At 70.2% G+C, this 26,274-nt stretch carries 19 protein-coding genes; 7 read left to right on the top strand and 12 right to left on the bottom strand.

Translation table 11 applies throughout. The features are described 5' to 3' along the window. Positions 1 to 11: 11 nt before the first annotated feature. Entirely contained in the window at positions 12 to 323 is a 312-nt protein-coding gene (locus tag HUA76_RS00175; RefSeq protein WP_174454665.1) for a hypothetical protein, read from the bottom strand. After that, positions 320 to 1,777, bottom strand: a complete 1,458-nt coding sequence (locus tag HUA76_RS00170; protein ID WP_174459666.1) for a DUF6209 family protein — start codon at positions 1,775 to 1,777, stop codon at positions 320 to 322. The genes HUA76_RS00175 and HUA76_RS00170 overlap by 4 nt, the downstream gene beginning before the upstream one ends. 184 nt (positions 1,778 to 1,961) lie before the next feature. Here HUA76_RS00170 and HUA76_RS00165 point away from each other — a divergent pair, with 184 nt between their 5' ends. Beyond that, positions 1,962 to 2,456, top strand: coding sequence for an SgcJ/EcaC family oxidoreductase (locus HUA76_RS00165; protein ID WP_371745737.1), 495 nt, complete (start codon positions 1,962 to 1,964; stop codon positions 2,454 to 2,456). A gap of 22 nt (positions 2,457 to 2,478) precedes the next feature. On the opposite strand, the gene HUA76_RS00160 is transcribed toward HUA76_RS00165, so the two are convergent. Both HUA76_RS00160 and HUA76_RS00155 read right to left on the bottom strand, forming a co-directional pair. Next, a complete protein-coding gene (locus HUA76_RS00160) occupies positions 2,479 to 3,831 on the bottom strand; it encodes a sigma-54 dependent transcriptional regulator (RefSeq protein WP_174459665.1) in 1,353 nt (450 codons plus the stop codon). Then, positions 3,828 to 5,039: a PAS domain-containing sensor histidine kinase gene (locus tag HUA76_RS00155; protein WP_174459664.1), complete on the bottom strand. Its 1,212-nt coding sequence runs from the start codon at positions 5,037 to 5,039 to the stop codon at positions 3,828 to 3,830. Before HUA76_RS00155 ends, HUA76_RS00160 begins: the two co-directional genes overlap by 4 nt. 137 nt (positions 5,040 to 5,176) lie before the next feature. On the opposite strand from HUA76_RS00155, the gene HUA76_RS00150 reads away from it, so the two are divergent. The 3 genes from HUA76_RS00150 to HUA76_RS00140 all read left to right on the top strand — a co-directional run bounded on the left by HUA76_RS00150 (position 5,177) and on the right by HUA76_RS00140 (position 9,876). Beyond that, positions 5,177 to 6,325, top strand: a complete 1,149-nt coding sequence (locus HUA76_RS00150; RefSeq protein ID WP_174459663.1) for a hypothetical protein — start codon at positions 5,177 to 5,179, stop codon at positions 6,323 to 6,325. A gap of 14 nt (positions 6,326 to 6,339) precedes the next feature. Further along, positions 6,340 to 8,508 (top strand): bifunctional alpha,alpha-trehalose-phosphate synthase (UDP-forming)/trehalose-phosphatase, encoded by a 2,169-nt coding sequence (locus HUA76_RS00145; protein WP_174459662.1) that lies wholly within the window; start codon positions 6,340 to 6,342, stop codon positions 8,506 to 8,508. A gap of 159 nt (positions 8,509 to 8,667) precedes the next feature. Next, a complete protein-coding gene (locus tag HUA76_RS00140) occupies positions 8,668 to 9,876 on the top strand; it encodes a serine hydrolase (protein ID WP_174459661.1) in 1,209 nt (402 codons plus the stop codon). Positions 9,877 to 9,929: 53 nt separating this feature from the next. Here HUA76_RS00140 and HUA76_RS00135 read toward each other — a convergent pair whose 3' ends face one another. Continuing rightward, complete coding sequence (locus HUA76_RS00135) at positions 9,930 to 13,589, bottom strand: DUF3857 domain-containing protein (RefSeq protein ID WP_174459660.1); 3,660 nt, start codon at positions 13,587 to 13,589, stop codon at positions 9,930 to 9,932. Positions 13,590 to 13,893: 304 nt separating this feature from the next. Between HUA76_RS00135 and HUA76_RS00130 the strand changes: the two genes are divergently transcribed. Further along, positions 13,894 to 14,865, top strand: a complete 972-nt coding sequence (locus tag HUA76_RS00130) for a DUF6624 domain-containing protein (RefSeq protein WP_174459659.1) — start codon at positions 13,894 to 13,896, stop codon at positions 14,863 to 14,865. A gap of 13 nt (positions 14,866 to 14,878) precedes the next feature. Here the strand turns inward: HUA76_RS00130 and HUA76_RS00125 are convergent, their stop codons facing one another. The 4 genes from HUA76_RS00125 to HUA76_RS00110 form a co-directional block, all read right to left on the bottom strand. Beyond that, the gene (locus HUA76_RS00125; protein ID WP_174454672.1) at positions 14,879 to 15,622 is read right to left on the bottom strand and encodes an arylamine N-acetyltransferase; all 744 of its coding nucleotides are present in this window, start codon (positions 15,620 to 15,622) and stop codon (positions 14,879 to 14,881) included. Positions 15,623 to 15,737: 115 nt separating this feature from the next. Next, on the bottom strand, positions 15,738 to 18,461 hold the full coding sequence (locus HUA76_RS00120; protein WP_174454673.1) for a M1 family metallopeptidase: 2,724 nt from the start codon (positions 18,459 to 18,461) through the stop codon (positions 15,738 to 15,740). A 98-nt stretch (positions 18,462 to 18,559) separates the two neighbouring features. Continuing rightward, positions 18,560 to 19,831, bottom strand: coding sequence for an SBBP repeat-containing protein (locus HUA76_RS00115; RefSeq protein WP_141642194.1), 1,272 nt, complete (start codon positions 19,829 to 19,831; stop codon positions 18,560 to 18,562). A 253-nt stretch (positions 19,832 to 20,084) separates the two neighbouring features. After that, entirely contained in the window at positions 20,085 to 20,786 is a 702-nt protein-coding gene (locus HUA76_RS00110; RefSeq protein WP_174459658.1) for a ComF family protein, read from the bottom strand. A gap of 165 nt (positions 20,787 to 20,951) precedes the next feature. On the opposite strand from HUA76_RS00110, the gene HUA76_RS00105 reads away from it, so the two are divergent. Further along, a complete protein-coding gene (locus HUA76_RS00105) occupies positions 20,952 to 21,428 on the top strand; it encodes an NUDIX hydrolase (protein ID WP_174459657.1) in 477 nt (158 codons plus the stop codon). Positions 21,429 to 21,534: 106 nt separating this feature from the next. Here the strand turns inward: HUA76_RS00105 and HUA76_RS00100 are convergent, their stop codons facing one another. Continuing rightward, the gene (locus HUA76_RS00100) at positions 21,535 to 22,482 is read right to left on the bottom strand and encodes an NAD(P)-dependent alcohol dehydrogenase (protein WP_174459656.1); all 948 of its coding nucleotides are present in this window, start codon (positions 22,480 to 22,482) and stop codon (positions 21,535 to 21,537) included. A gap of 67 nt (positions 22,483 to 22,549) precedes the next feature. On the opposite strand from HUA76_RS00100, the gene HUA76_RS00095 reads away from it, so the two are divergent. After that, positions 22,550 to 23,476 carry a LysR family transcriptional regulator gene (locus tag HUA76_RS00095; protein ID WP_174459655.1) on the top strand — a complete coding sequence of 309 codons (927 nt, stop codon included), beginning with the start codon at positions 22,550 to 22,552 and terminating at the stop codon, positions 23,474 to 23,476. A 3-nt stretch (positions 23,477 to 23,479) separates the two neighbouring features. Here the strand turns inward: HUA76_RS00095 and gpmI are convergent, their stop codons facing one another. Both gpmI and HUA76_RS00085 read right to left on the bottom strand, forming a co-directional pair. Then, positions 23,480 to 25,021: a 2,3-bisphosphoglycerate-independent phosphoglycerate mutase gene (gene gpmI / locus HUA76_RS00090; protein WP_174459654.1), complete on the bottom strand. Its 1,542-nt coding sequence runs from the start codon at positions 25,019 to 25,021 to the stop codon at positions 23,480 to 23,482. 87 nt (positions 25,022 to 25,108) lie between these two features. Further along, positions 25,109 to 26,260 carry an RNA ligase RtcB family protein gene (locus tag HUA76_RS00085; RefSeq protein WP_174459653.1) on the bottom strand — a complete coding sequence of 384 codons (1,152 nt, stop codon included), beginning with the start codon at positions 26,258 to 26,260 and terminating at the stop codon, positions 25,109 to 25,111. Between the last annotated feature and the right edge of the window lie 14 nt (positions 26,261 to 26,274).

Raw genomic sequence — 26,274 nt, 5'->3', positions numbered from 1 at the left:
GCAACGCGGGTTCAGCCGGGCCAGGCGGCCTGGTTCTCACTCCACCACTTCAGCCACCCCTGGCGATTCGCCTCCAGGTTGCCCACCACGCCGTCACCGAACGTGGTGACGCCGGTGATGCGTCGCAGCGCCGCGCCCCAGAAGACGCTGCCTTCGCGATAGCGCTCGATGATGAGCGGCACCGCGGGCCGTCCCAGCGCGACGAGCGCGTCGAACGACGGATGGTCCAGGAACACGTAGGGGTTGGACGACTCCCGGTGTTCCGCGCAGTGCCGCCCCCACTCTTCGGCGAGGGAGTCGAAGCGGGCGACAGGCTCGCTCATGAGGCACTCACGGGGGACTGACGGGGACGCACGTAGACTCGCACGGGCTCACCATACGAAGGGCCGGTGAGGTCGTCAGCGCTGTTGTGACGGATGAGCGGCTGGGTGCCAATCTTGCTCGTGAAGCGGCCCTGCTCGTCCATCAGCGCGCCGTGCGTCACCTCGAGGGGGCCGTTGCCCGTCATCGGCTTGCGCCCGTAGATGACCACCTTCTCCAGGCTGGGGTCGTTGCTCAGGTCCAACGAGTCCATCGGCTTGTAGCCCTGCGTCGCGTAGAGCTTGTCGAAGTCCTCCACGCGCGTGCCCGGCCACACCCACTCGTCGCGCTTGCCCACCGTCCACGCGATGCAGTTGTAGCGCTCCGACGCGGGGCCGATGCCCACGAACTTGTCCGCGCTCAGGTTGGGGAAGCTCTTGCTCTTGAGCAGCTCGTTCTTCCACCCTGGCTCGGCGTCGTCGCGCGTGACGCCGACGGGGAACTTGAAGTTCTGCCCGTTGGCCGAGTCCCACGTGGTGTTGTCGTCCGCCTTGCCCCGGAACCAGACCTGCACATCCGTCGCCTCGAAAGGCACGCGGACCGACGGCAGGAAGTCGCCGCCCGCGTTGCCGGCCTGCCCTGGCTGGAGGTCGAGCGGGAACTCCAGGGGCGGGCCGCCATTGAAGGACACGCAGGCGACGACGTCGGAGGGCGTCTTGCCGCCCGCGAGCGCCTTGAGGCGGTCCTGGTCATACGCGAGCTGGAGCTTGTCACCGGCGCGCAGCGTGCCGTCGACCTGCGTCTTGAAGTCCTCGGTGAAGGACACCGTCGCGCCCTCTTTCGAGGCGACCGACGCGTCGTTGCTCGGGTCCCACTGGTTGCTCACGCGCCCGTCGGCGCCCGTGGTGCGGAACGACAGGCGCACCAGACCCGTGGCGTCGGGAGGAAGGTCGAACGTGCCGGGCTGGATGTTCAGCCGGCCATTCGCATCGCGGCTGCCGTCGGTGAGGGGAATCGCCGTCTCCGTGCCTCCGGGGACCAGCCGCCACACCAGCTCCACCTTCTCGGTCTGTGACGAGAAGCGCGCCGGGTCCGCCGTCACCGTCAGCGGCTTGCCCGCCTCCGCGTGGAAGGACGGGCCTCTGCCCGGGCCGGTGGGCAGGTTCACCTGTCCCTGGCCTTCCACGAAGGCAGTGGCCTTCCGACCGCCCTGCTCGAAGCGGGCCTCGTAGCCCGTGGCCTCGTGCAACTGGGGCTGGAGGTCGAGCGACTTCGCGCTCACGGCCGTCGTCGCGGCGGGTCCACTCAGGAGGGATGCACTGACGTGGGGGCGCGTGGCGCGGGACTCGAACTGGTCGACCTGCGAGTGGCCCTGGTTCGCCTTCTCACCCGGGGGGCGGGCCGCTCGCTCACGCTCCGCGCTGATTCCAGGCTGGGTGGCGGGGACGAAGGTGGGGCGGCCGATGCGGTTCGACATGGGGCGGCTTTTCCTGAAGGGGCGACCTGGGGGTGGGTCCGGAGGGATTATCGCACCCAGGGCTTTCGGGGTTTCCTGCTCGCTGAGAATCGCGCGGGGAGTGTGGGTGCGGGTGACTCTGGAACCCGGCTTCACTCGGGCTTGTGGCAGGCTGCCGGGCCCTCTTCCAGCAAGGAGCTTCACCGTGAATCGCAGTGTTCCCACCCGGTTGGCCCTGGCGTGCGCGTTGCTGCTCATGCCCCTGGGCTGTGCGCATGTCGACCATGCGAGGGACGAGCAGGCCATCCGCCAGATGGTGGACGTGCAGACCCAGGCGTGGAACCGCCAGGACGCGGTGGTGTGGTCCCAGGACTTCGCGCCCGACGCGGACTTCATCAACATCGTCGGGACGCTGTACGAGGGCCAGCCGCAGATTCAGGAGCGCCACGCGGCCATCTTCCAGACGCTCTTCAAGGGCAGTCAGAGCAAGGTCACCATCCGTCGGGTCGCCTTCCCCGCGAGCGACGTGGCCGTGGTGGACACCACGCATGAGGTGACGGGGCACCAGGGCCTGCCTCCCGGCGTGCAGAACACGGAGCCGGGACTGCTGCGGACCCAGATGCGGTACGTGATGAATCGCGTGGGCGGCATGTGGCGCATCGTCGCGGCGCAGAACACCGACGTGAAGCCCCGGCCGTAGCGCGGGGAAGGTGTCGAGGCGCTCAGCTCACGGGGAGCCCGAGCGCCTTGATGCGTCGGTAGAGGTTGCCCCGGTCCACCTGCAACAGCCGCGCGGCCCCGGCGATGCTCTCCCCTTCGAGGAGCGCGGCGCGGATGAGGTCCCGCTCGAAGTCCTCCACGTGCTCGCGGTAGCTCTTCTCTCCGAGGCTGGGGCGCGCGGCTGTCGCGGGGGCCTGGGGCGAGGAGACTGCCTCGGGGCCGAGCGTCAGCGGGCCGCCGCCGCGCAGCAGGTTGAGCCGCTCGATGACGTTGCGCAGCTCGCGCACGTTGCCCGGCCATGGGTACGCACGCAGCGCTGTCTCGGCGCCGGGAGCCAGCACCAGCGGGGCTTCCGGTCCGGCGAACTCGGCCGCGAAGGCGCGCGCCAGCGGGAGCAGGTCCTCGGGGCGCTCTCGCAGGGGAGGGATGTGCAGGGGCATGACGTTGAGGCGGAAGAAGAGGTCCTGACGGAAGCGACCCTCCTTCACCGCGCGGGCAAGCTCCTGATGTGTCGCCGCGAGGATGCGCGCGTCCACGGGCACGGGCACCGAGCCACCCAGTCGCTCCACTTCGCGCGTCTCCAGCACGCGCAAGAGCTTGGCCTGGAGCTCCAGCGGCATGTCTCCAATCTCGTCGAGGAGCAGCGTGCCGCCGTGGGCCTGCTCGATGCGCCCCGCGCGGCGACTCACGGCGCCGGAGAACGCGCCCTTCTCATGACCGAACAGCTCGCTCTCCAGCAGCGTGGCGGGAATCGCGGCGCAGTTGACGGCGACGAGCCGGCCCTTGCGTCCCGACGCCAGGTGCAGCGCCCGCGCGACGCGCTCCTTGCCTGTGCCTGTCTCGCCGGTGATCAGCACCGCCGTGTCGCTGGGACCCACGCGTGTGATGAGCTGCCGCAAGGCCCCCATGGCGGGGCTGTCTCCCACGAGATGACCCGGGCGCGCGAGCGCATCCAGCAGTCGCTCGCGTTCCTCCTGGAGCGCGCCGAGCGCCAGGGCGTTGCGCAGCGCCGTGACGAGTCGCTCGGGTGAGGGCGGCTTCTCCACGAAGTCCGTGGCGCCGAGCTTCAGTGCCTGCGCGGCCTCTGACGGTGACGCCTCGCCCGACAGCACGACGACGGGCACGGGCAGCGGACGCGGCAGCCGTGCGAGGAACTCCAGGCCCGTCTCGCCCGGCATGCGCAGGTCGAGCAGCATCATCGCGGGGAGGCCCTCGGGGGCTTCGAGGACGCGGGTGGCCTCGGCGGTGGAGCGGGCTTCCACGGAGGTGAAGCCCTCGTCGCTCAAGAGGCCGCGCAGGGCCTTGAGGACGCCAGGGTCGTCGTCGACGACGAGGATTCGGGGGCCGGGCTTCATGTCGTGGGCACGGGGGACGAAGGAGGGAGGAGGGGCAGCTCCACGCGCGCGAGCGTACCGCCGCCGGGCGCGGGCTCCAGTCGGAGGGTGCCGCCATGTTCGTGGGTGATTTTCTGGGAGATGGGCAGCCCCAGCCCACTGCCTTCGGGCTTCGTGCTGAAGAGACCGCGTGTGAGGGCCGCGCCCTCCAGCACGGTGGGCACGCCGCTGCCACCATCGGTCACGGTGATGCGCACGACGCTCTCCGTCGCGGGCTCCAGCGCGACACGTACGGGTGGCGCGCCTTCGGGGGAGGCCTCGGTGGCGTTCTTCACGAGGTTGCCGAACAGCCGGCGCAGGCCGTCCGGGTCCGCGCGCAGCGAGACATCTGGACCGGGCAGCAGCTCCACCGGCACGGGCGAGGTCTCCGCGTACAGTGCGCAGATTTCCGAGAGCAGCGGGCGCAGAGGCACGTCCTGGAAGCGCGGCGCGGGCAGGCGCGCGAAGGTGGAGAAGCTCTGCGTCATCCGCATCAGCAGATCCACTTCCTCCTGGAGCAGGGCGACGGACTCGGTGACGCGGGTGGCGTCAGAGGGGGAGCCTGTGTCCGCGCGAGACAGCCGTGCGAGCGAGAGCTTCATCGCGGTGAGCGGGTTCTTCAGCTCGTGGGCCAGGGAGCGGGCGACGTCCTGCCACGCGGCGATCTGCTCGGCGGACTTGAGCCGCTCGCGTTGGGCGACCAGTTCCTGGCCCATGCGGTTGAACTGGCCCAGGAGGAACTGGAGTTCGTCGCGAGGCGGGTCCGTGGCGGGCAGTCGCACGGAGAGGTCTCCTCGTGCATAGGCCCACATGCCCTCGGTGAGCGTCGTCACAGGGCGGGTCAGCGCACGGCCAAGCAGCACGGCGGCCACCGCCAGCACGCCGCCCGACACGAGGACGAGGACGGTGATGAACGCGGGCACGCGCCGCACCAGGGCCCGGCGTGTCAGCTCCGCCTGGGCCAGATGCAGCCGTGCTTCATCCAGGGAGCCGCGAGGCAGGCCCCGGCGCTCCAGGTCAAGGGACACGTCATCCAGCACTGCTTCCACGGGAGCCACGGAGACGGACAACACCCGTTCCAGCGCGCCCTGGGCCACGATGCCCAGGAGCACGAGAGGGACGAGCCCCGCGAGCAGCATCACCGCCAGCAGCCGGCGACGGAAGCGAGGGGGCGGGGGAGTCGAGGACATGGCGGACGCGGGTGGGCTCACGGCAAGAGGGCGACAGGCGCACTACGCGGGACGCGTGCCGCGCTTGCCTCGGGTTGTACCGCTCCAGCGGCCCGTCGCCCAACCTGGGCATGAGTGCTGATAGCCTCATGGGCCGGATGCCCCGCTTCCTCGCGCCCTCTCAGAGTTGGTTGTTCGGTCCGCGCGTGGACCTCGCCGTCTTCGCCGGCAGTGCGCTCGTCTCCGTGGCCATGGTGCTTGGGGCGCCCTGGCTGGGGGCCGTGGGTGACACGCCTCTCTGGGCGTGGCTCCTGCTCGTCGTCTGCGTGGACGTGGCCCACGTCTGGTCCACGCTGTTCCGCACCTACCTGGACCCGAACGAACTGCGCCAGCGGCCGGGCCTGTATCTGGGCGCGCCCCTTGTCGCCTGGGTGGTGGGCGTGCTGGCCCACCACGTGTCACCGGGCGCGTTCTGGACGCTGTTCGCCTACGTGGCCTTGTTCCACTTCGTCCGTCAGCAGTACGGCTGGGTCGCGCTGTACACACGCAAGGCGCGAGCCTCCGACGTCGAGCGCCGCCTGGACGCCGCCGCCATCTACGCGGCCACCGTGGGCCCCGTCGTGTGGTGGCATGCGAACCTGCCGCGCGCGTTCTGGTGGTTCGTGGAGGGCGACTTCCTCCCGGGCCTTCCCGCATGGATGGGCACGCTCGCGCTGGCGCTGCACTCGGTGGTGCTCGTGGCGTGGGTCGCCTTCCAGGGACTGCGCGTGACGCGCGGCGAGGGACTCCAGGTCGGCAAGGTGCTCCTCGTCGGCGCCACGTGGGTGACGTGGTTCGGCGGCATCGTCCTCGCGCGCGATGACTTCACCTTCACGGTGATGAACGTGGTGCTGCACGGCGTGCCGTACTTCGCGCTGCTGTTCCGCTACTCGCGCGGGCGTGGAGAGGAGGGCGGATATGGCGCCGCGGGCACCGTGCTGCGTGCGGGGCTGCCCGGCTTCCTCCTGTTCCTCGTGGCGCTGGCGTTCACCGAGGAACTGTTGTGGGACCGCTTCATCTGGCATGACCGCCCCGGCCTCTTCGGAGGCGCGGACGTGGGGCTCTCGCCGGACCTGCTGGCGCTGGTGGTGCCGCTGCTCGCGTTGCCGCAGGCCACGCACTACGTACTGGATGCGTTCATCTGGAAACCGGGCCGCCAGCCCGCATTGTTGGCCCGGCTCGGTTGGGCGCCGCGCTCCGTGCAAGAGGGTCCACCAATCGCCACCTCGCGCGATTCGACGATGGTCATTCGCGGAGGGAGTGAATAAGGGTCAGAGGCTCTATGCCTCGACTCCTGCTCGTCTCCAATCGTCTCCCTGTCACCGTCAAGGTGGAGAAGGACAGCGTCGCCGTGGTGCGCAGTGCCGGCGGACTGGCCACGGGATTGCGCCGACCCCATGAGCGCTCCGGCGGCCAGTGGATTGGCTGGCCCGGGGACATGTCCCGGCTGTCGGAAAGCCAACGGACGCGCGTGGAGGAACAGTTCGCCGAGCAGCGCTACGTGCCCATCCACCTCACCGCGAGCGAGGTGAGCCGCTACTACGAGGGCTACTCCAACCGGGTCCTCTGGCCGCTGTGCCACTACATGCTGGACCGCATCCCCCGTCAGGACCGTGACTGGGAGGTGTACCGCAAGGTCAACGAACGTTTCGCGGACCTCACCGCGAAGCAGTACCAGCCGGGCGACACCATCTGGGTGCATGACTACCAGCTCATGCTGGTGCCGGGGATGTTGCGCGAGCGGCTCCCCGAAGCCCGCATCGGGTACTTCCACCACATCCCGTTCCCCTCGTCGGAAATCTTCCGGACGCTGCCCCGCAGGGAGGCGCTGCTGAAGGGCCTGCTCGGCGCGGACCTCATCGGCTTCCACACGGTGAGCTACGTGCGGCACTTCTCCGGCTCGCTGTTGCGGCAGCTCAGCCTGGACACGGATGTCGACAGCATCATGTGGCAGGGGCGGCAGGTGCGGGTGGGCGCCTTCCCCATGGGAATCGACTCCGACTCCTTCGACTCGCTCGCGAAGGAGGTGAGCGTGCTGGAGGAAGTGGCCTCGCTGCGGCGCACCGCGGAGGGACAGCGCATCCTGCTGGGCATCGACCGGCTCGACTACACCAAGGGCATCCCCCGCAGGCTGCTGGCGGTGCAGCGCCTGCTGGAGCGCGAGCCCGCGTGGCGCGGACGCCTGCGTTTCATCCAGGTGGCCGTGCCCAGCCGCACCCAGGTGGAGGCGTATGCCACGTACCGCGAGCAGGTGAACGAGCTGGTGGGGCGCATCAATGGCCAGTACGGCAGCGTGCAGAACGTGCCGGTGCATTACCTCTACCGCTCCTTCAACGAGAAGCAGCTCGCCGGGCTGTACCGCGCCGCGGACGTCATGCTGGTGACGCCCGTGAGGGATGGCATGAACCTGGTGGCCAAGGAGTTCTGTGCCTCCCGGCCGGACGAGGACGGCGTGTTGGTGCTCAGCGAACTCGCCGGCGCCGCCGACGAGCTGAACAAGGCGCTCACCGTCAACCCCTACGACGTGGAGGCGACGGCGGACGCCATCGAGCAGGCGCTGGAGATGGGCGAGCACGAGCGCCGCGAGCGCATGCGCGCCTTGCGCGCGCAGGTGAAGGCCCACGACGTGCACTGGTGGGTGTCCCACTTCCTGGGCCGGCTCCAGGGGCTGCCCTCGGTCTCCGTGCGTGACGTCAAGGGCGGCGATGAGGCGCTGGAGGTGATGAAGTCGGCGGAGCGCCTGTCGCTGATGCTCGACTATGACGGGACGCTGGTGGGCTTCGCGCCACGGCCGGAGCTGGCCGCGCCGGATGATGCCCTGCGGGCGTTGCTGGCGAAGCTGGTGGCGAGGCCGAACACCACGGTGAGCGTGGTCAGCGGCCGGCCCAAGGAGACGCTGGAGTCGTGGTTCGGGACGCTGCCCATGGGGCTGCACGCGGAGCACGGCCTGTGGTCCCGCTCGAGGCCGGGGGATGCGTGGCGGATGCTCGACGGGGTGACGGCGGAGTGGAAGGACGCCGCGCGCCCCATGCTCGACGAGTTCGCCGCGCGCGTCCCCGGCTCGTTCGTGGAGGAGAAGTCCGCGTCGCTGGCGTGGCACTACCGCCAGGTGGACCCGGAGTTCGGCGCGCTCCAATCCCGTGAGCTGCGATTGAAGCTGGCGGAGACCTTCGCCCGGCGGCCCGTGGACATCCTCCCCGGCGACAAGGTGGTGGAGGTGCGGCCTCATGGCGTGAACAAGGGCCGGGTCGTGGACGCGGTGACTCGCCAGTTGGAGGCGGGCACGCTGGTGGTGGCCGTGGGCGATGACCGCACGGACGAGGACATGTTCGCGGCCATGCCCGAGGGCGGGCTCACGATTCACGCGGGCAACAAACCCTCGCGCGCCACGTATCGCGTCAGCGGCCCGGAGGAAGTGCGCAAGTTGTTGGCCGCGCTCGTGGAGACCTGACCGCGCATCCTCCGCACCCGGGGGCGACGTCGAGGCCGGGGCTCGACGGTTTCGTTGGCAAGTCGTAGGACATTCCACGAAATGCCGAGGAGTCGGGTGACAGGCTCCCTCTCCGCTGGTGTTCTGCTTCCGGGCCGGATTTTCACGGGGAGATGGAACATGGATGTCCCGCGCCGTGGTCTGCGGGTGGGTGCAGCGGTGCTGGTGGTGAGCTTCTCCGGGGCGGGATGTGGCCCGGGTGACGATGCCGTCACCAACGAAGTGGAGACCAGTGAACAGGGCCTGGACTGGGAGCAGTCGCTCCTGGCCCCCCTGGACCGGGATGCGCTGCGACAAGCCATCGCCGGCTTGCCGGACGCGAGGACGACAGCGGCGCAGGTCCGCATCAATGGCACCGCGGGACGCTGGCTCGGCGCGTCCGGAGTCGCGGATGTCCACGCGGGCACGCCCGTGCCCACGGATGCGCGCTTCCGCATCGGCAGCATCACCAAGACGTTCACCGCCACCGTGGTGTTGCAGCTCGCCGCCGAGCGCCGCGTGGACCTGGACCGCCCGGTGCAGCACTACCTGCCCGGGCTGCTGCCCCCCAATTTCGGCCTCATCACCGTGCGTCAGCTCTTGAATCACACGCACGGCCTGCCCAACGTCCCGCTGCCGTCGAAGGACCCGGAGTGGTTCTTCGACAACCGGTTCCGCCGCTGGTCGCCCCGCGAGCTCGTCGCGCTGGCGCTGCCGCCCGGGCCCCGCTTCGTGCCGGGCACCCAGCAGGAGTACGGCAACATCGGCTACCTCGTCGCGGGGCTGCTCATCGAGAAGGTCACCGGCAGGCCCTACGCCCATGCGGTACGCGAGCGCATCCTCACGCCGCTCGACCTGCGGGACACGTCCGTGCCCGGCAATGACCCGACGATTCCCGGCCCTCATTCCAGGGGCTACGAGGCCGTCACCAAGGCCGACGGCACGGTGCACCTGGTCGACGTCACCGAGGCGAACCAGTCCATCCCCTGGGCCGCCGGGGAGATGATCTCCACCACGGCCGACCTGGACACGTTCCTCTCCGCGCTCTTCCGGGGCCGGCTGCTGCCACCCGCGCAGCTCCAGGAACTCTTCACCGTGCCGGACGTGCCCACCCTGGGCGGAGGGCGCGCGAGCTACAGCGCGGGCCTGACGCGCTTCGAGGTCAACGGCCTGACGCTGTGGGGCAAGAGCGGAGACCGGCACGGCTACAACAACGGCATGGGGGCCACGCGGGACTTGCGCCGGCGCCTGGTCTACTCCGTCAACACGCTGCACATGGGACAGGAGCGGCCGGCCATCGCCGACCGCATCGTCGCCACCACCTTCGCCGCCCGTTCCCCCCGTCCCTGAACGAAGCGCACGGCCTCCGCGCGCGTGAAGCGAGCGGAGGCCGCGGCGAATGACTACCGCACGAGGGACGCGGTGCGACCGCCGGGGCCCTGGATGATGACCCGGCGCGCGAAGGCGCGGTCCACGCGGCCGAGGAAGTCCCTGAACGCCGGGTACTCGTCCGCCTTCACGCGCGCGACGGAGAGCTTCACCTCACCCTCGGCGACGAGCTTGCCCTCCTCCACGCGGTAGGTGAGCTTGAGGCGGCCGAACGCGTTCGTCTCCTCCACCGCCTGCGGCAACTCCGTCACGGACCAGCCCGCGGGCAGCGTGTAGCGCAGGTTGAAGCTGTTGACCCACGGGCTCTGCATCACCAGGTCGAACCGGCGCTCCGCCAGCGGGGCGAAGGCCTGCTGGTAGGTGCGGCCCGTGCCGAAGGGCAGGAAGCGCACCGCGTTGGGCATCACCTCCGCGTAGCGGGGGATGCTCATCCGGAAGTCCATGGACACGTCGTCGTCCAGCTTCGTGGTGTCGCTCAACGACACCTCGTTCACCGTCAGGCCGGGGAAGCTCTGTGCCCACGCCCGCTCGAAGGTGGACTTGCGCGTGGCCTCCGGACGGTACGCCCGGCGGTATTCCGGCGCGCTCTGGCCGCTCACCGTGCTGGCGCCCGTCACTTCCGCGCTGCCATCCGCGCGCAGCGCCACGTCCATCTTCAGGCCCGTGGCGTTGTCCTCCGCCCTGGCCTCCGGCGTGGTGAGGAAGGTGCTCTTGCCGTCCGGCTCCACCACCAGCACGTTGGCGACGCGGTCCGCGCTGGGCAGCTCCTTCGCCCCGTGGAACTCCGCCGTGCCATCCAGGTACAAATCAAACTTGGGAACATACGCAATCGCGTGGTTGAAGGCCGCCAGGCTCGCGGGCTCCGCGTCCAGCGCGCCCAGGTTGCGCATGCGCAGGAGCACCAGCCGGCTGTCCACGCCCGCCACCCGCAGCATGGCGTGGATGAGGCTCGCCTTGTCCTTGCAGTCACCGAAGCGCCGCGACAGCACCCGGTCCACGCGGTACGGCTTGAAGCCGTGGATGCCGAACTCCAGCGCGACGTAGCGCGTGTTCGTCACCACGAAGTTGTAGATGGCGCGCACCACCGCCAGCTCGTTCTTCCGGTCCACGCCCGTGAGCACCTGGTCCACCGTCTGCTTCAGCTCCGAGTTCGGCTGGAGCTGGTCCCTCACGAGGCCCCACCAGTAGCGGCCCACCTGGTCCCACGTCTGGTAGGTGGAGACGTGGAGGTTCTGGGCGACTTCCGCCCAGCCCGGCATGCCCGGCTCCGGCACCACCTTGGCCACGTGCTTCGCGTTCCAGCGGTACAGCACGCGCCCGCCGTCCACCGACTCCTGCGCGCTCTCCACGCCCTGCAGCCGGCTCTTGTTCCAGTAGAGCGGGCGCTCCTTGGGCATCTCCACCAGGTACTGGAAGCGCAGCTTGGGATAGACGCCCTGCACGCTCTCCACGTCACCCCAGTAGTCCGACAGGAGGTTCTCCTGCGCGGTGTCGTCCAGGCGGTACGTCACCTCCAGCGTGTCGCCGGCGGCCAGGGACGGGAAGGAGAGCACCTTGGCGCGGGCGTCGTAGTACATGCCCGTCCACGGCTCGTTGATGTTGCGGTCGTTCTCCCCGTAGCTCTCCACCACGGAGCCATCCGTCTTCGTCACCCGGGCGCGCAGCACGCGCACCTCCTGGCGGTCCGGCGAGTAGGTGATGGGCATGGTGCGGAAGGCGTCCACGCCGCGCGCGTTCTGCACCTTCACCACCATCTGCATCAGCCGGCTGGACAGGCCGCTCTTCTGGACGTGCACGAAGGTGTTGTCGACCAGGTAGATGGCGTCCTCGTGGACGTACGCCTCGGCCTCCTTCGCCAGGGGCTTGGCGTCCACCACGTGCTGCATGCCGGCGCCGGCGCCCTCGCCCTTGAGGGCGCGCAGGGCCTCCTTCAGGCCGGGGTTCTGCGGACGCAGCACCAGTGAGCGCTCGAAGGCGGCCAGCGCGGGCTCCCGGCGGCCGGCGGCGAGCAGCGCGCGACCCTCGCGCTCGTAGACCTCCGGCTCATCCGGGGACAGGGCACGGGCCTCCGCGAACAGGGCCACCGCCGGCTCCACCGCGCCGTTGCTGGCCTTCAGCTCCGCGAGCCTCACGCGGGCGCCGTTGTCGAACGGGTTGAGGGCGACCAACTGCGAGTACTCGCGCTCGGCGGCCTCCACCTGACCGGAGTCCGCCAGCAGCGCGGCCAGCGCGCGGCGCGTGCCGGTGTCGTCGAAGCGCAGCGCCAGCACCACGCGCATCCGGTCCATGGCCTCGCGATGGCGGCCGAGCTGCCGGGAAATCTGCGCCGCGGTCCGCACCGCGCGCGGCTGCCGGGGCTGATGGCGGAAGGCCTCCTCCACCAGCGCGTGCGCGCGCGGACGCTCACCCAGGGCCTCGTAGGCGCGGGCCAGCGCCAGCCGGGCGGAGGCCTCCTCGGGCGTCTTCTCCAGCACGGGCGCCACCAGCGCCATGACGCGCTCCGGGTGTCCGCGCTCCATCTCATGGTCCGCCAGGGCCACGCGGGCCTCGGGCAGCGTGGGGTCGGCGGCCACGGCGGCCTCCAGGAAGCGCCGGCGCTCGTTCAGGTCATCTCGCTGCAGGCTCGCCGCGAGCATCTGCAGGCGCGCGTCCTTGGGCGCGAGCTCCGCGGCGCGCGTGGCCTCCACCGTGGCGGTGTGCTCGCGGTCATCGAAGCCCCGGTAGAAGCCGAGCACCCGCGCGTAGTCCCCGTGCAGGGTGGCGTCGTTGGGGTTCTTCTCCACCAGGGTGCGCAGCGCGGAGGTCAGCGTGGGCAGCGTCTGCGGAGCGGGGGCCGCGCCGCGCTCGATGGCGGGCGCCCTGGCCGGCAGCGACGCGCGCACGGACGGCGACTCCTGGCGCAGGTAGAAGCCCAGCGGGCCCGTCTCCTGGCACACCTTGAGGAGCACGCGGTTGAGGCCCTTGCGCAGCTTCACGGACACGCGGGACTGGTCCGGGCGCGGCAGGTTGTAGCGGTCCTCCTTGGCGGCCAACTGCCCGTTCACCCACAGGCGGAAGGCGCCGGAGGTGCCCAGGCCGAGCGCCACGCGCGTCTCCTGTGAGGACTCCAACCAGGTGACGGCGTAGGCCACGGCCTCGCGGTTGGGGCGCACGGCGGTGGCCAGGTCCACGTAGCCGTCCGCGGTGGTCGCGGTCAGCTTGCGCCAGGACACCTGACGGCCCTTGGCGCCCGCGTAGTTGGCGGCCAGGTCCAGGTTGGCGGCCTCCGGGCCGAAGTCCGTGTCACACCCGGACTTGCCCTCGTTGTCGAAGCCGCCGACGACGTAGTAGTCGCCGAGGAAGCCCATCCACTGCTTCACCTCGCCCGCGCGCGTCAGCCGGCCCCGGGCGCGCTCGGTGTCCAAGAGGAGCAGCTGCGCGGTGGCGCGCGTGTTCGCGTCGAACTGCCGCCGCGAGGCCACGTAGGAGTAGGTGCTCACCAGCGGCGTGAGGTCTTCCACCTCGTCCACCAGCGAGTGCAGCCGGAGGAGGCCCGCGGCGCCCCGGGGCGAGGAGGCCTGCTTCAGCGCCTCGGCCGCGTACAAGCGGGCCGTCTCGTCCGCCGCGGGCCGGGCCTGCACCCAGAGGGGGCAGGTGAGCACGAAGACTGCGGCCAGCCATGTGAAGCGGGACATCCGTTCTCCTCGGTGCGACATGCGTGTAGGGCGAAGGCCCCGCGCATTCCGGGGCCGCCGACGCCGATGAACAGGCGGGCCCTTTGGGGCCTTCCCCTGCATGCGGCCCTGGATGGCGGACAGGCAACCGAAAACGTCACCCGGCGTGCGGAGGGGAACGGGGTAGGTGCGGGTGGGTTTGGAGTGGCGCGGGGCAAGTCAGGGGCTTGGGGTCTCGAAAACCCCGCCTACACTGCGGCTCCCGGCGCCCCCGAGGAAGCCCCTGGAGCGCCCGACTTCGTCCTCACACCCCCCGGAGCCCCCCATGCGTCGTCTCGTCATCCTGCTCACCGCGCTGAACCTCGTGGCCTGTGCCCACGGAGGGAGCGCCTCGGAGCCGGCCGCTCCGGAGGCCGCCTCCGCGAAGCCCCCGGCACCCAAGCCCGTCGCCACGCCGGAGGCGATGAAGGCGGCCTCCGAGGGGTATGCGCTGTCCCGGAAGGGCGACAACGCGGGCGCGCTGGCCCTGTTCCGGACGGCCTGGGAGGGCGGGGCGCGGGGCAAGAGCCTGGCCTACACCGCGGCTTGCGTGGCCTCCCTCGCGAAGGTGAACGAGGAGGGGCTGGTCTGGTTGGAGCGCGCCGTGGACGAGGGCTTCAATGACGCGAAGCACCTCGCGAAGGACCCGGACCTGGACAACATCCGGAGCCTGCCTGGCTTCGCGCCGCTGGCAGAGCGAGTCGCCGCGGCCGACGCGAAGCAGTACGAGGCCGCGGACCCGGCGCTGCGCGACGAGCTGCTGAAGCGCGCGGACGAGGACCAGGACGTGCGCAAGCTCCTCGTGGCCTCGAATTTCAAGGACGAGGCCGTCAAGACGAAGATGCGCGAGGTCGACGCCAGCAACACGGCCTTCCTCAAGGACGTCATCGCGAAGCGGGGCTGGCCGGGCAAGGCCCTGGTGGGCGCGCGCGCCACCTTCAGTGCGTGGCTGATGGTGCAGCACGCGGACCAGGACGTGGCGTTCCAGGAGCAGGTCCTGCCGATGCTGGAGCAGGCCGTGGCGCGAGGCGAGGGTTCGGCCAAGGAGCTCGCGTACCTCACCGACCGGGTGCTGGTGAACACCGACAAGCCGCAGCGTTACGGCACCCAGCTGGAGCCGGTGGACGGGAAGATGGTGCCCAAGCAGTTGGAGGACCCGGCGAACGTGAACGCGCGTCGCGCCGCCGTGGGCCTCGACTCGGTGGAGGAGTACATCCAGAGCGTCGAGCGGATGAAGGCCGCGATGAACAAGCCGTGAGCTCGCGCGGGACCTAGAGCACGACGCCGAAGTATTCCGCGAGCGCCCGTCGGCGGGAGTCCTCGTCCAGCACGGTCAGCTCGCGGCGCTCCTTCCCCTCGGTGATGACGAGGGCGCCTTCCTTGAGGGTGACGCGGCCCTTCGGCGTCGCCTTCGTGCACAGCCGTCGCTGCGTGAAGATGGACTCCGGCGAAGTCTGGTGGTGGTGGCACATGCCGGTGAAGTCCTCCAGCGCGCGCGGGACGAGGGAGAGCGCGTACTGCGCCTCCCAGCCCTGCTCCGAGTCGCGCCACAGCAAGAGCCCCGCGCCGTCGGCGGCCAGCCGGTAGTCGCGTCCGGCGCGTGTCTGCACGCCCCGCTCGTCCAGGCGCAAGGGCTCCAGGAAGCCCTCTCCGAAGCCGACGTCGACGAGCCACTGCTCGCCCCCGTCCTCCACCTGGAGCGTCAGGTGGTCGAACTCCGGGCCGAACGTCCCGTCCCTGGCGTCGGAGGCGACACGCGCGGACAGCGGCGTGACGCTGTAGCCACGCGCGGTGAGCAGCCGGGAGAACAGGCCGTTGAGCTCGTAGCAGAAGCCGCCGCGCCGGCGGGTGACGACCTTGTCGAAGAGGGCGTCCGTGTCGAGCCGGATGGGGCGGCTCAGGTGGATGTCCAGGTTCTCGAACGGCACCGACTCAAGATGCGCCCGGTGCAGCGTGGCCAGCGACGCATCGGCGGGGGCCTGGATGCGTTCCATGTATCGCGCGGCGTCGAACATGGCGCATGTCTAGCGCGGTCCACCCGGTGGGTGGAACGGGCTTTCCGGGCGGGCGTTGTCGGCCTGACGCGGCGGGAGGCTCCCTCCACTGACGAGGGAGCCTCTGCGGTGAATCCTACTTCGCCGGAGTGCTGGTGACGGGAGGCGGGCGGCGCAGGAAGGACCGGACGCTTTCGAGCTGCAGGCGGTCCGACTCCACGCACAGGCGGATGGACTCCAGCGCCCGGGCGTAGGCGCGCGGCGCGCCCTCCAGCTTGTCGACGCGGGGGCCGAGGAAGGCCTCCAGCTCCGCGCGGTGCTTGTCGTCACAGAGCGAGCCCGTCATCGCGATGAGCCAGCCCAGTTCGTCCGAGCGGACGCGGGTGGCGAGCGTGTCGAAGTGCTCGCGGTAGAAGCTCCACGCCACCTCGCGCGTCTCCGGCTCGGAGAAGGCCCCGGCGAACAGCGGGCGCGCGTCGCGCACGTCGAACTCCGTCATCGCCAGGGTCAGGTTCTCTTTCACGAGGGCCGGGTCCCGGAAGCTGGCGAGCACGTTGATCATCTGGCTGCGCTCGTTGCGGTCCTCCGCCTTGCGCGCGCGGGCGAGCAGCGTGTCGTAGAGGGCGCGGTCGGCGTTGCGCGCGGCCACCGACAGCACCAGCGGCACGGCCTCCGGGTCCACGCTGTCGCGCTTGGCGAGCCACTGGGTCGCCAGGCCCTGGGCCTCGCGCACCAGGGCGGGGTGGTGTCCCGTCATCGTCGCCAGGGCGAGGTGCAGCGAGCGCGTCTGCTTCAGTTCGTCGCTGTCGTTCTTCTTGGGCAACCAGCCCAGGGCCTTGGCGCGAGCGCCGTAGAGCTGCCCCACCCAGGTGCGGAAGCGTGCGCGCTCGGCCGGGGTGAGGTGGTCCTCGTTCACCAGGTAGAGCAGGCGGGCGCCGCCCATGACGAGGGAGCGGCTCGCGTCGGACGCGGTCGCCGGCACCATCTTCAGCGCCTCGCCGAGCGGCAGGTCACCCCGGCGCACCGACGCCTCCACGTCCGCGAGGAGCGCCAGCCGCTCCGGCACCGACAGCGTCTTCTGCGTCGCGGCGAGCACCTGGGTGAGCTGCTGGGACGAGTAGCCCGCGCGGTAGTAGCCCATGCCGCCCGCGTTGAGCAGGACCCACTGGGGACACTTCTCGAGCGGCAGCTCCAGCTCTCCAGTGCTCTCGGAGAGCAGCTGGCAGACGCGCACGTCCTCCGCGCCGACACCCGCGCGCACGCACACGGGGACGGACCAGGTCTGGTCCTTGGAGGCGTTGGAGCCCGCGGGCAGGTAGCGCTCCTGGGACAGCTTCAGCTTCGGCCGCTTGCCGGCGTCGCACTGCACCTGGGCGGAGACGCGGGGGGCGCCCGGCTGGTCGATGAAGCTTCGGAAGGAGCGGGCGACGTCGGGGCCCGCGGTCTCCGAGAGCGTGGTGGCGAAGTCGTCGGACGTCGCGGTGCCCCACTCGTGCTTGCGCACGTGGGTGCGCAGCATGTCGCGCATCTTGTCCGGTCCCAGCCAGGACTCGAACATGCCGATGATGGCCGAGCCCTTGGCGTAGGTGGTGGAGTTGTCGAAGGAGCCGATGACCTCGTCATGCGTCGTCGCGGGCTTGCGCACCGGCAGCGCGGCGGCGAGCTCGTCCGCGCTCATGGCGCCGGACAGCGCGTGGGTGCTGGCGTCCTGACCGAAGCCCCAGCTCGGGTCGAACCCGTCCATCTGCTTGCGGTCCAGCCACGACGTCAGCGACTCGTTCAGCCAGATGTCGTCCCACCAGCGGCAGGTGACGATGTTGCCGAACCAGTAGTGGCCCAGTTCATGGCCCGCGATGTTGACGTACCACTTGCGGCGCTGGAGCGTTTCCTCGCCGGGGCGGATGAGCGTCAGGGGCTGACCCAGGGCGACGAGGCCCGGGTGCTCCATGGTGCCCCAGTAGCGAGGCACCACCGCGACGTCGAGCTTCTCGTACGGGTAGGCCTGGTCGAAGAAGTCCTCGAGCACGGTGACGATGCGCGGGGTGACGCTCGCCGCGTACGCCGTCTCCGGGCCGCGACCCTTGGGGACGATGAAGCGCAGCGGCACCTTGTTGCGGCCGGTGGTGCCCGCGTCCACCACGTCGAAGGGGCCCACGACAAAGGCCACGAGGTAGCTGGGCATGGGCTTGCTGTCGCGGAAGGTGATGCGCTGGAGCCCGTCGGGCAGCGTCTCCTTCGCCTCGATGGCGTGGTTGGCGAGCGCCACGTCACCGGCCTTCACGGTGAAGCGCAGCCGCCAGGGTACCTTGAAGGTCGGCTCGTCGAAGCAGGGGAAGGCGCGGCGCGCGTCCACCGGCTCGAAGAAGGTGTAGAGGTAGTTGTTGCCGCCTTCCTCCTGCGAGTAGATGCCCCGGCTGCGCTCGGCATCCACCTTGCCGGAGAAGGTGATGACGATGCGCGCGCGTCCAGGCGCGAGCGTCTCCGGCAGCAGCAGGCCGAGTCGTCCGTCGCTCGCGGTGACGGCCCGGGCCTCCAGCGTGAGCGAGTCCTTCTCCACGCGGGCCGCGCTCACGTCCAAATCCTGTCCGTGCAGCCAGACCTGGCGCACCGGCTCGCGCACGTCCACGTCGATGGTGACGGTGCCCGAGTACGTCGGCTCCGAGGACAGCAGCTTCAGGTCCAGCGTGTAGTGGGTGGGCTGGACGGTGTCCGGGAGCCGCAGCGCGGGGGGCTGGGCTTCGGGCCACTCGGGCGTCGCCGCCGCCGTGGCCTCGGGCTTGGAGGGGACGGTGGTCTCGGTGGCGTGGGTACAGTGAAGCGAGACCAACGCGGGGACGAGGAGGAGGAGGTGCCTGCGCATGCCGCGAGGCTACCGCGCCCCTCGCGTTTGGCTACCGAGAAGGGCGCGGCGATGCGTGTCTATGAATTCCGCGTGGGTGCCGGCAGAGCCGGATTCCATCAGAAGCGGCAGAGGAACGCGTCGTAGCCGCCGGCGCTGGGGTTGCCCGCCAGGCCGCCGAAGGTGAATCCGGTGACGTACGTGTTTCCCGAGGCATCCACGGCCACACCCCGTCCGATGTCCGAGCGGTTCGTGCCGAGCGTGCGGGTGCCAATCTTGCTGCCGAGGGCGTCGAAGCGGGAGAGGAACACGTCCTGGGAGCCCGCGTAGGCGTTGCCGTCCAGTGAAGCGGTCGTGTAGCCCGTCACCTGCACGGTGCCATTGGGGGCGACGGCGACGCCGAACGCGTAGTCGGTCTGCGTCCCGCCGAGCAGGCGGCTCCACTCGCGATTGCCGGAGGCGTCATAGCGCGCGAGCAGCACATCGATGAGGCCATTGTTGGTGTTGCCGTCGAGCGTGCCGAACGTCTCACCCGCGATGTAGACGCCGCCATCCGCGCTCACGGCGACGCCCTTGGCGTCGTCGAGGTCGGAGCTGTCGACCTGGCGGACCCACTGCTGGGTGCCGAGGATGTCGAGCTTCATGAGGAAGATGTCGGTGCCCACGGGCGTGGTGACGCCGTCGAGGCTGCCGAACGTGTTGCCCACCACGTAGACTTCATAGGTGGACGTCACGGCGATGCCGCGCGCCATGTCGCTGCTGGGCGAGCCGAGTTGCTGGAGCCAGTACGGGTTGCCGCCGTCGTCGTAGAGCGCAACGATGATGTCGTAGTTGTTGGGGTTGCCGCCGTTGGCGAAGCTGCCGCCGGTGTAGCCGGAGATGAAGACCTTGTCGTTGTCGGCGACGGCGATGCCGGTGGCGAAGTCATCCATCTGCGTGCCGTTCTGCCGCAGCCACTGCTGGTTGCCCTGCGCGTCGTACTGGGTGACGAAGTAGTCGAGCCCGCCCGCGTTCACGTAGAAGCCGAAGCCGCCGAAGGTGTGGCCGGTGACATAGACGTTGCCAGCCGCGTCGGTGGCCACGGCCGTGGCGCGGTCATCCTGCGCGGTGCCCAGCTGGTGCACCCACTGCAGCGTGCCGGCGGTGTCGTACTTCGCGAGGAAGACGTCCAGGCCACCGGCCTTCGGCTCCGGGCCAAGCTGGCTGGAGGTGTGGCCCACGACGTAGACGCTGTTGCCGGAGACGGCGACAGCCTGGGCCTGCTCATCGATGTTGGCGCCGAGCTGGCGGACCCAACTCGGAGGAGGAACCTGGGCCTCGGCGGAGGAGGGGGCGCCCAGCGCGCAGACGGCACCAGCCACGGCGAACGTGCTCAACAGGGGGTGTTTCATCTCGGACTCCATTCTCAGTGGGGGAACTGAGCCGTGGAGCGGATGGGAAATCTGTCACCACGGCAAGTATGCAAGACCACGGGACGCGTGCGCGTGGAAGATGGGTAATGAAAGACAGCCCGAAGCTGTGTTTGACCCGGGCGTGAGTTGTTGTTGACCCCGTTGCAGATGACGCGGTGTGACAGCTTCAGTGCGTGGTGGTCTGGTGACGTGCGGGTGTCTCAACGTGACACGTGGGTTTCGGGCGGCTCGCTCAGGTGAGGGTGAAGGCGCGCGCGAGCGTCAGCACTTCGACGCGGGTGGCGCCAGCCGCGTGCAGGGCGATGGCCGCGGCGCGGGCCGTGGCGCCAGTGGTGAAGACATCGTCGAGCAGCAGCACCTCGTGTCCCGTGACGTCGGACGACGCGGTGAAGGCCTCCGCGACGTTGTCGGCGCGCTCCGCTTCGGTGAGGCCCACCTGTCGCTGTGTCTCTCGCGTGCGTGTGAGCCAACCCACCGGAGCTTGTCGGCCCACGCACTTCGCCAACGAGCCCGCGAGCAGCTGGGCCTGGTCGTACTTGCGCGAGTGATACCGGCGCGTGTGCAGGGGGAGCGCCACCACGCGGTCCGGGGACCGGGAGAGGAAGCTCCTCGCCTCGTCCGCGAGCAGCTCCGCGAGGGGCCCGGCGAGCTCCGGATGGTCCTCGTACTTGAAGCGGTGGATGGCTCGCGCGAGGGGGCCCTCGTGCGCGAAGGGGGCCCAGGCGCGGGAGAAGGGTGGAGGGTGGGCCCGGCAGCGCGGGCATGAGCCGCCAGGGAAGGTGCCGGGCTCGGCGCAGGTGCGGCAGCACCCGGGAGGCAAGCGCTCCAGGGCCGTGTCACACGTCTCGCAGAAGAAGGCCCCGGGACCGGGAAGGACTCTCGCGCAGGCGATGCACGCGGGAGGGTAGAGGACGTCCAGCAGGGCTCTGAGCATGCGGGGGGTGGCTTGCAGCGGGGATGCCACGCTGTCGAGTCAGGAGTTGGCGGTGATGCTCCCGCACCCGGGGGGATGTTGACGCGCCACCGGGTTCCTCGACATCGTTGCGGAGCGCATGACGTTCCACGGCGTCCCGATGAACTTCATCCCAGGGAGACGCAGATGAGCGGTGGGCGGGTCTGGCAGGGGAACTGGAGGGTTCGCCTGTATGCGCGGGTCCGCGAGCGGGGTTACGACTCGCTGACCGCCTTCGCTGATGCACGGCCCGCCGTCTCGCTGATGGGACTGGCGGATGAGCTCGGGAAGGGCGAGGTCGCCGGTCTCCAGATTTTGAGCGTGCTGCGCTCCGAGGCGGAGTCTTGCGAGCAGGTCACCCGCTTCGTGCGCGATGCGCTGGTGCGCAAAATGGCCGAGTACCTTCCGAATGGCTGGCCCGAGGTCATGGACGACGAGTCCCGCTTCGTGGTCGCCAAGCTGCTGACCTTCTGGTCCACCGACATCCCGGAGACGCATCGCAAGCGCGTAGAGAACGCCCGCGTCTCGCTCCGGACTTCTCCACCGCCCTCTGGCTGGCGCCCGCTCGGACCCGACGACGCGCTGCTATGCGCGCTGCTGCCCGATGACGAAGCGCGTGGGTGAGCCCACGGCCAGCGTCTGGTTCGACGCTCGGTGCCATCCACGAGGGGCTCGCGGTCGAAGGGCCTTTCTGTCCGGGGACCCGCCGCGGTGACGGACTGTCCCTGACTCAGTCACCGAGCCGGATGACGACCTTGCCGACGAGTCCACGTTTCTCGGCGACCTCGAAGGCGCGCCGATGGTCGGAGAGCTCGAACACCTGCGTGGGGCCAGGAGTCAGCTCGCCCGCGTCGAAGTGCCGGCCCAGTTCCTCGAGGGCGGCCGTGGTGGACTGGGTGATGACGAAGCGGTGCTTCTGGGCGCGGAACGGGTTCTGGACGGCGGCGCTGGCGAGCTTCGCGGGGCCCGGCTCGAAGTCGACGTAGACGCCGTGGGGCTCCAGGAGGGCGCGAGCCTCGCTGAAGGGAAGCCGCGCGGAGAGGTCGAGCACCGCGTCGAAGGTCTTCCCTGACGCCAGGATGGAGTCGCGCCGGTAGTCGATGACCGTGTCAGCGCCGAGTTCGTGAGCCAACGCGACGCCGTCGGTGCCACTGACCGCCGTGACGTGTGCCCCCGCCCGTCTGGCGAGCTGGAGGGCGTACGGCCCCAGCCCTCCGCTGGCGCCGTTGAGCAGCACGTGGTCACCCTCCTTGACGCGCGCGACGGCTCGCACGGCGGTCTGGGCCGCGAGTCCGACGACCGCGACGGCCGCGGCCTGCACGGCGTCCAGCGACCTGGGCGCCTTCGCGACGACTCGCGCCGGGACGGAGATGTGCTCGGAGAGGTAGCCCGCCTTGAAGGAGCCCATGCCGCCGAAGACGTCGTCCCCGACGCGGAAGCCGGACACGCCCTCGCCCACCTGCTCCACCACGCCCGCGAAATCGAGGCCCGGGGTCTTCGGGAACCTCGTGCCACTGAGCAGCCGGGCATCGCCGCGCCGAATCTTTCCGTCGAGCGGGTTGATGGACACGGCACGCACGCGCACGACGAGGTGCCCGGCGCGAGGAGCCGGCGGGGCCACGTCGGAGAGGGTCAGGACGTCAGGACCACCAAAGCGTTCGTAGGTCACGGTTTTCATGCGGAAAGGAGTAAGTCCGCTGAGCCATTCGCGGAACTTGATGTTCGGAAGGCCTATGCTTCATGAAATGAATGTCTCGACGTTCGACCTGAACCACGCGCGTGCACTCCACTTCCTGCTGGAGGAGGGCCATGTCGCCCGGGCCGCGCGGAGACTGGGAATCACGCCCGCGGCGGCGAGCAATGCGTTGAGAGGTCTGCGCCGTGACTTCGATGACGCGCTGCTGGTCCGGACAGGGCGGACGCTCACGAGGACCGCTCTGGGGGAGCAGCTTCGCGGGCCCGCGCGTGAAGTCCTGGCCGCCGCGGAGCGCCTCTTCGTCGTGGGCGTGCCGTTCGAGCCGAGCGCGTACGACGGCGAGCTCATCCTCGCGACCTCGGACCGCGTGGCGGAGGTCCTGCTATCAGCGCTCGATGGGTTGCTGACCGCGCGGGCTCCACGAGCGCGTCTCTCCGTCCACACGATGACGGTCGACCTCGCGGCGTTCCTGCGAGAGAACGACGGCCTGGCCATCATGCCGGGGGCTGCCCGGGAGCGGGGACTCTCGTCGGAGAAGCTGTTCCTGGACGACTTCGTCTGCGTGCTCCGCAAGGGGCATCCGCTCCTCAAGGGGCCGTGGACGATTCGGCGCTTCGCGGCGGCCGAGCACCTCCTCGTCGCGCCCCTGGGGCGGACTCAGCGGGGCGCGGTGGACGCGCTGCTCGAAACGCAGGGACTCACCCGGAGGATAGCGCGCGTCGTGAATTCGTTCGCGCTGGCGATGCCCCTGCTCGCCGCCTCGGACCGAATCACCGTCCTGCCGCGCAGCTTTGCCCAGGCGCGAGCCCGGGAGTGGGGCATCGTGGTGAGACCGCTTCCCTTCGAGCTGCCCACCATCGAGATGGAGCTGTCGTGGCACCCGAGGCACGAGCGGGACCCGAAGCACGTCTGGTTTCGGGCCCTCCTGCAGGAAGCCGTGCGCGTCTCGGGGCTCCCGCGCCCCGCGACGCGATAGGCCTCACGGCAGCACGCCCTGCCGGTTCATCTCCTTGGACTGGGGCAGGCCCATCACCTTGCACAGCGTGGGGGCGATGTCCGCGAGGATGCCGGGGCGCAGCTTCTGCCCCCGGAACGCGGGATGGATGAGGTGGAACGGCACCGGGTTGAGCGTGTGCGCGGTGTGCGGCTCGCCGGTGATGGGGTCCACCATCTGCTCGCAGTTGCCGTGGTCCGCGGAGATGGCCATCACCCAGCCGGTGCGCTCGCACGCCTTGCCGAGCACTCCCAGGCACTCGTCCACCACGCGCACCGCCTGCATCGCCGCGTCCAGCCGGCCGCTGTGTCCCACCATGTCCGGGTTGGCGAAGTTCGCCAGCGCGAAGTCATACGTGCCCGAGTCCAGCCGACGCACCAGCTCCGCCGTCACCTCGCGCGCCGACATCTCCGGCTTCAAGTCGTACGTCTTCACGTCACGCGGACTGGGCACCAGGTGCCGGTCTTCTCCCGGGTAGACGACTTCGCGCCCGCCGTTGAAGAAGAACGTCACGTGCGCGTACTTCTCCGTCTCCGCCGTGCGGAACTGGCGCAAGCCCTGACGCGACAGCAGCTCCGGGAAGATGTCCTGCGGCTGGTCCGGCGCGAAGACCACCGGCAAATCGAACGTCTCGTCATACTGGGTCATGCAGACGTAGCGCCCCAGCCGCAGCCCACCCCGGTCGAAGTCCTTGAAGCTCGGGTACGCCAGCGCCTGCGTCAGCTCCCGCGCGCGGTCCGCGCGGAAGTTGAAGAACAGCACCGTGTCCCCATCCTGGATGCGGCCCACGGGAGTGCCGTCCCCACTGGCCAGCACCGTGGGCTTCACGAACTCGTCCGTCACCTTCTCCGCGTACGACGCACGAATCGCGCTCAGCGCGTCCGGAGCCTTGGGCCCCCTGCCGTACACCAGCGCCTCGTACGCGAGCTGCACCCGGTCCCAGCGCTTGTCGCGGTCCATCGCGTAATAGCGCCCGCTCACCGTGGCGATGCGCCCCGTGTGCGTCTCGTGAAGGAAGCGCTCCAGCTCCTCCACGTAGCCCAGCGCGCTCTGCGGCGGCGTGTCGCGCCCATCCAGGAACGCATGCACGTAGACGTGCGCGACGCCCCGCTCACGCGCGGCCTTCAGCAGCGCGTACAGGTGCTCCATCGACGAGTGCACGCCGCCCGGAGACACCAGCCCCAACAGGTGCAGCGCCTTGCCGTCCGCCTTCACGCCGTCCATCGCGGCGCGCAGCACGGGGTTGCGCGCCAGCTCCCCGGACTCCGCCGCGCGGTTGATGCGCACCAGGTCCTGGTAGACGATTCGGCCCGCGCCGATGTTGGTGTGGCCGACCTCCGAGTTGCCCATCTGCCCCTCGGGCAGGCCCACGGCCAGTCCCGAGGTCTGTAGCTCGGTGAACGGGTAGGGGCTCGTCAGCTTGTCGAGGTGCGGGGTTCCGGCCAGGAGGATGGCATTCGCCTCTCGCTCGTGACGGATGCCCCAGCCATCCAAAATGCAGAGCAGGACCTTGTGCGCGGCAGTCATGCCCGAACCCTAACCACGCAGGCGCCGGACGGAGAGGGCAAAAAGCACCGGACCACCCCGTTTCCGGGCTCCGGGCTCGGGGCCGCGCTACTCCTCGCGGGAGCGCGTCTTGTACGTCAGCACCGGCGCCAGGGTGGCCACCACCCGCACCAGCCCCGCCTCCACCAGGTCCGTCACCACGCGGTCAATCGGCTTGTACGCGGGCGGCGCCTCCTCGAAGAGCAGGTCCTTGTTCTCGCAGACGACGTGACTCTTGAAGGGGGTGCGCGTGAGCGACTCCGCGGTGAAGCGCTCCTTCATGCGCTCGCGTGCGGCCGTGCGCGTCCACTTGCGGCCCGCGCCATGCGCCAGGCTGTACGCGCTGCCCGTCCCATCCCCCAGCGGAACCACCAGATAGCTCAGCGCGCCACGGCTGCCCGGAATCACCACGGGCCCCTCGTCCGACGGCGCCGCGCCCTTGCGGTGCAGCCACCGCGTGCCACCCGCGTCCCGCCGAGGCGTCACGCTGTTGTGGCAGACATCCAACACCCGCCGGGCCGGAGCGCCAATGCCATCCAGCACCCGCCGCGCCACCAGCGCCCGGTTCGCCCGAGCCCACGCCACCGCGTGGTCATGCCGCGTCAGATACGCCCGCGCGTCGTCCGAGTCCTCCAGCAACCCGCCCGCCGCATGCCGGTCCACGTGTGCCCGGAGAATCGCCTCGCCCAGTCCACGTGAACCCGAGTGCACCAGCAGGAGCAACCGGTCCGCCGCCAGCCCCAGCGCCGCGAAGCCCTCCGCGTCGTGCACCGCGTCCACCCGCTGCACCTCCGCGAAGTGGTTGCCGCCGCCCACCGTCCCCAGCGCCGCCTCGAACCCGGAGGCCTTCACGCCTTCTTCCGCCAGGAAGCCTTCCGCGTCTCCGCTCCAGGCACCCTCGACGTCCAGCTTCGCCGCCCAACGCTCCGCCTTGGCCTTGCGCGCCAACATCCCCACGTCCCACAGCCCCATGCCACAGCCGATGTCGCTGCCCACCAGGTATGGATAGAGGATGCCTTCCGAGGTGAAGGCGGCACCCACCGGCGCGCCCTTGCCGGGGTGCAAATCCGGAAGTCCCACCGCGTGCCTCATGCCGGGCAGGCGCGCCACGGCCTCCAACTGCCGCACCGCCTCTCCCTCCACCCACGATTGGGGCGAGGCGATGATGCGGACGGTCGCGGGTGGAGACGTCAGGGGGGCCTGGGTGCCGGCGGTGCTCATGAGGCCCGTTGACG

Origin of the sequence: Myxococcus sp. CA056, assembly GCF_013336715.1 — a bacterium.
In the GTDB taxonomy this organism is placed as follows: domain Bacteria; phylum Myxococcota; class Myxococcia; order Myxococcales; family Myxococcaceae; genus Myxococcus; species Myxococcus llanfairpwllgwyngyllgogerychwyrndrobwllllantysiliogogogochensis.
This window is presented reverse-complemented; position numbering and strand designations above follow the sequence as displayed.

Bases quoted from the DNA above. Each gene is read 5' to 3' on its own strand.
- HUA76_RS00155 (WP_174459664.1), bottom strand. From the start codon at position 5,039: ATGTCCTCGACTCCCCCGCCCCCTCGCTTCCGTCGCCGGCTGCTGGCG.
- HUA76_RS00140 (WP_174459661.1), top strand. From the start codon at position 8,668: ATGGATGTCCCGCGCCGTGGTCTGCGGGTGGGTGCAGCGGTGCTGGTG.
- HUA76_RS00145 (WP_174459662.1), top strand. From the start codon at position 6,340: ATGCCTCGACTCCTGCTCGTCTCCAATCGTCTCCCTGTCACCGTCAAG.
- HUA76_RS00130 (WP_174459659.1), top strand. From the start codon at position 13,894: ATGCGTCGTCTCGTCATCCTGCTCACCGCGCTGAACCTCGTGGCCTGT.
- HUA76_RS00160 (WP_174459665.1), bottom strand. From the start codon at position 3,831: ATGAAGCCCGGCCCCCGAATCCTCGTCGTCGACGACGACCCTGGCGTC.
- HUA76_RS00095 (WP_174459655.1), top strand. From the start codon at position 22,550: ATGAATGTCTCGACGTTCGACCTGAACCACGCGCGTGCACTCCACTTC.
- HUA76_RS00150 (WP_174459663.1), top strand. From the start codon at position 5,177: ATGCCCCGCTTCCTCGCGCCCTCTCAGAGTTGGTTGTTCGGTCCGCGC.
- HUA76_RS00115 (WP_141642194.1), bottom strand. From the start codon at position 19,831: ATGAAACACCCCCTGTTGAGCACGTTCGCCGTGGCTGGTGCCGTCTGC.
- HUA76_RS00125 (WP_174454672.1), bottom strand. From the start codon at position 15,622: ATGTTCGACGCCGCGCGATACATGGAACGCATCCAGGCCCCCGCCGAT.
- gpmI (WP_174459654.1), bottom strand. From the start codon at position 25,021: ATGACTGCCGCGCACAAGGTCCTGCTCTGCATTTTGGATGGCTGGGGC.
- HUA76_RS00135 (WP_174459660.1), bottom strand. From the start codon at position 13,589: ATGTCCCGCTTCACATGGCTGGCCGCAGTCTTCGTGCTCACCTGCCCC.
- HUA76_RS00175 (WP_174454665.1), bottom strand. From the start codon at position 323: ATGAGCGAGCCTGTCGCCCGCTTCGACTCCCTCGCCGAAGAGTGGGGG.
- HUA76_RS00110 (WP_174459658.1), bottom strand. From the start codon at position 20,786: ATGCTCAGAGCCCTGCTGGACGTCCTCTACCCTCCCGCGTGCATCGCC.
- HUA76_RS00120 (WP_174454673.1), bottom strand. From the start codon at position 18,461: ATGCGCAGGCACCTCCTCCTCCTCGTCCCCGCGTTGGTCTCGCTTCAC.
- HUA76_RS00170 (WP_174459666.1), bottom strand. From the start codon at position 1,777: ATGTCGAACCGCATCGGCCGCCCCACCTTCGTCCCCGCCACCCAGCCT.
- HUA76_RS00100 (WP_174459656.1), bottom strand. From the start codon at position 22,482: ATGAAAACCGTGACCTACGAACGCTTTGGTGGTCCTGACGTCCTGACC.
- HUA76_RS00085 (WP_174459653.1), bottom strand. From the start codon at position 26,260: ATGAGCACCGCCGGCACCCAGGCCCCCCTGACGTCTCCACCCGCGACC.
- HUA76_RS00105 (WP_174459657.1), top strand. From the start codon at position 20,952: ATGAGCGGTGGGCGGGTCTGGCAGGGGAACTGGAGGGTTCGCCTGTAT.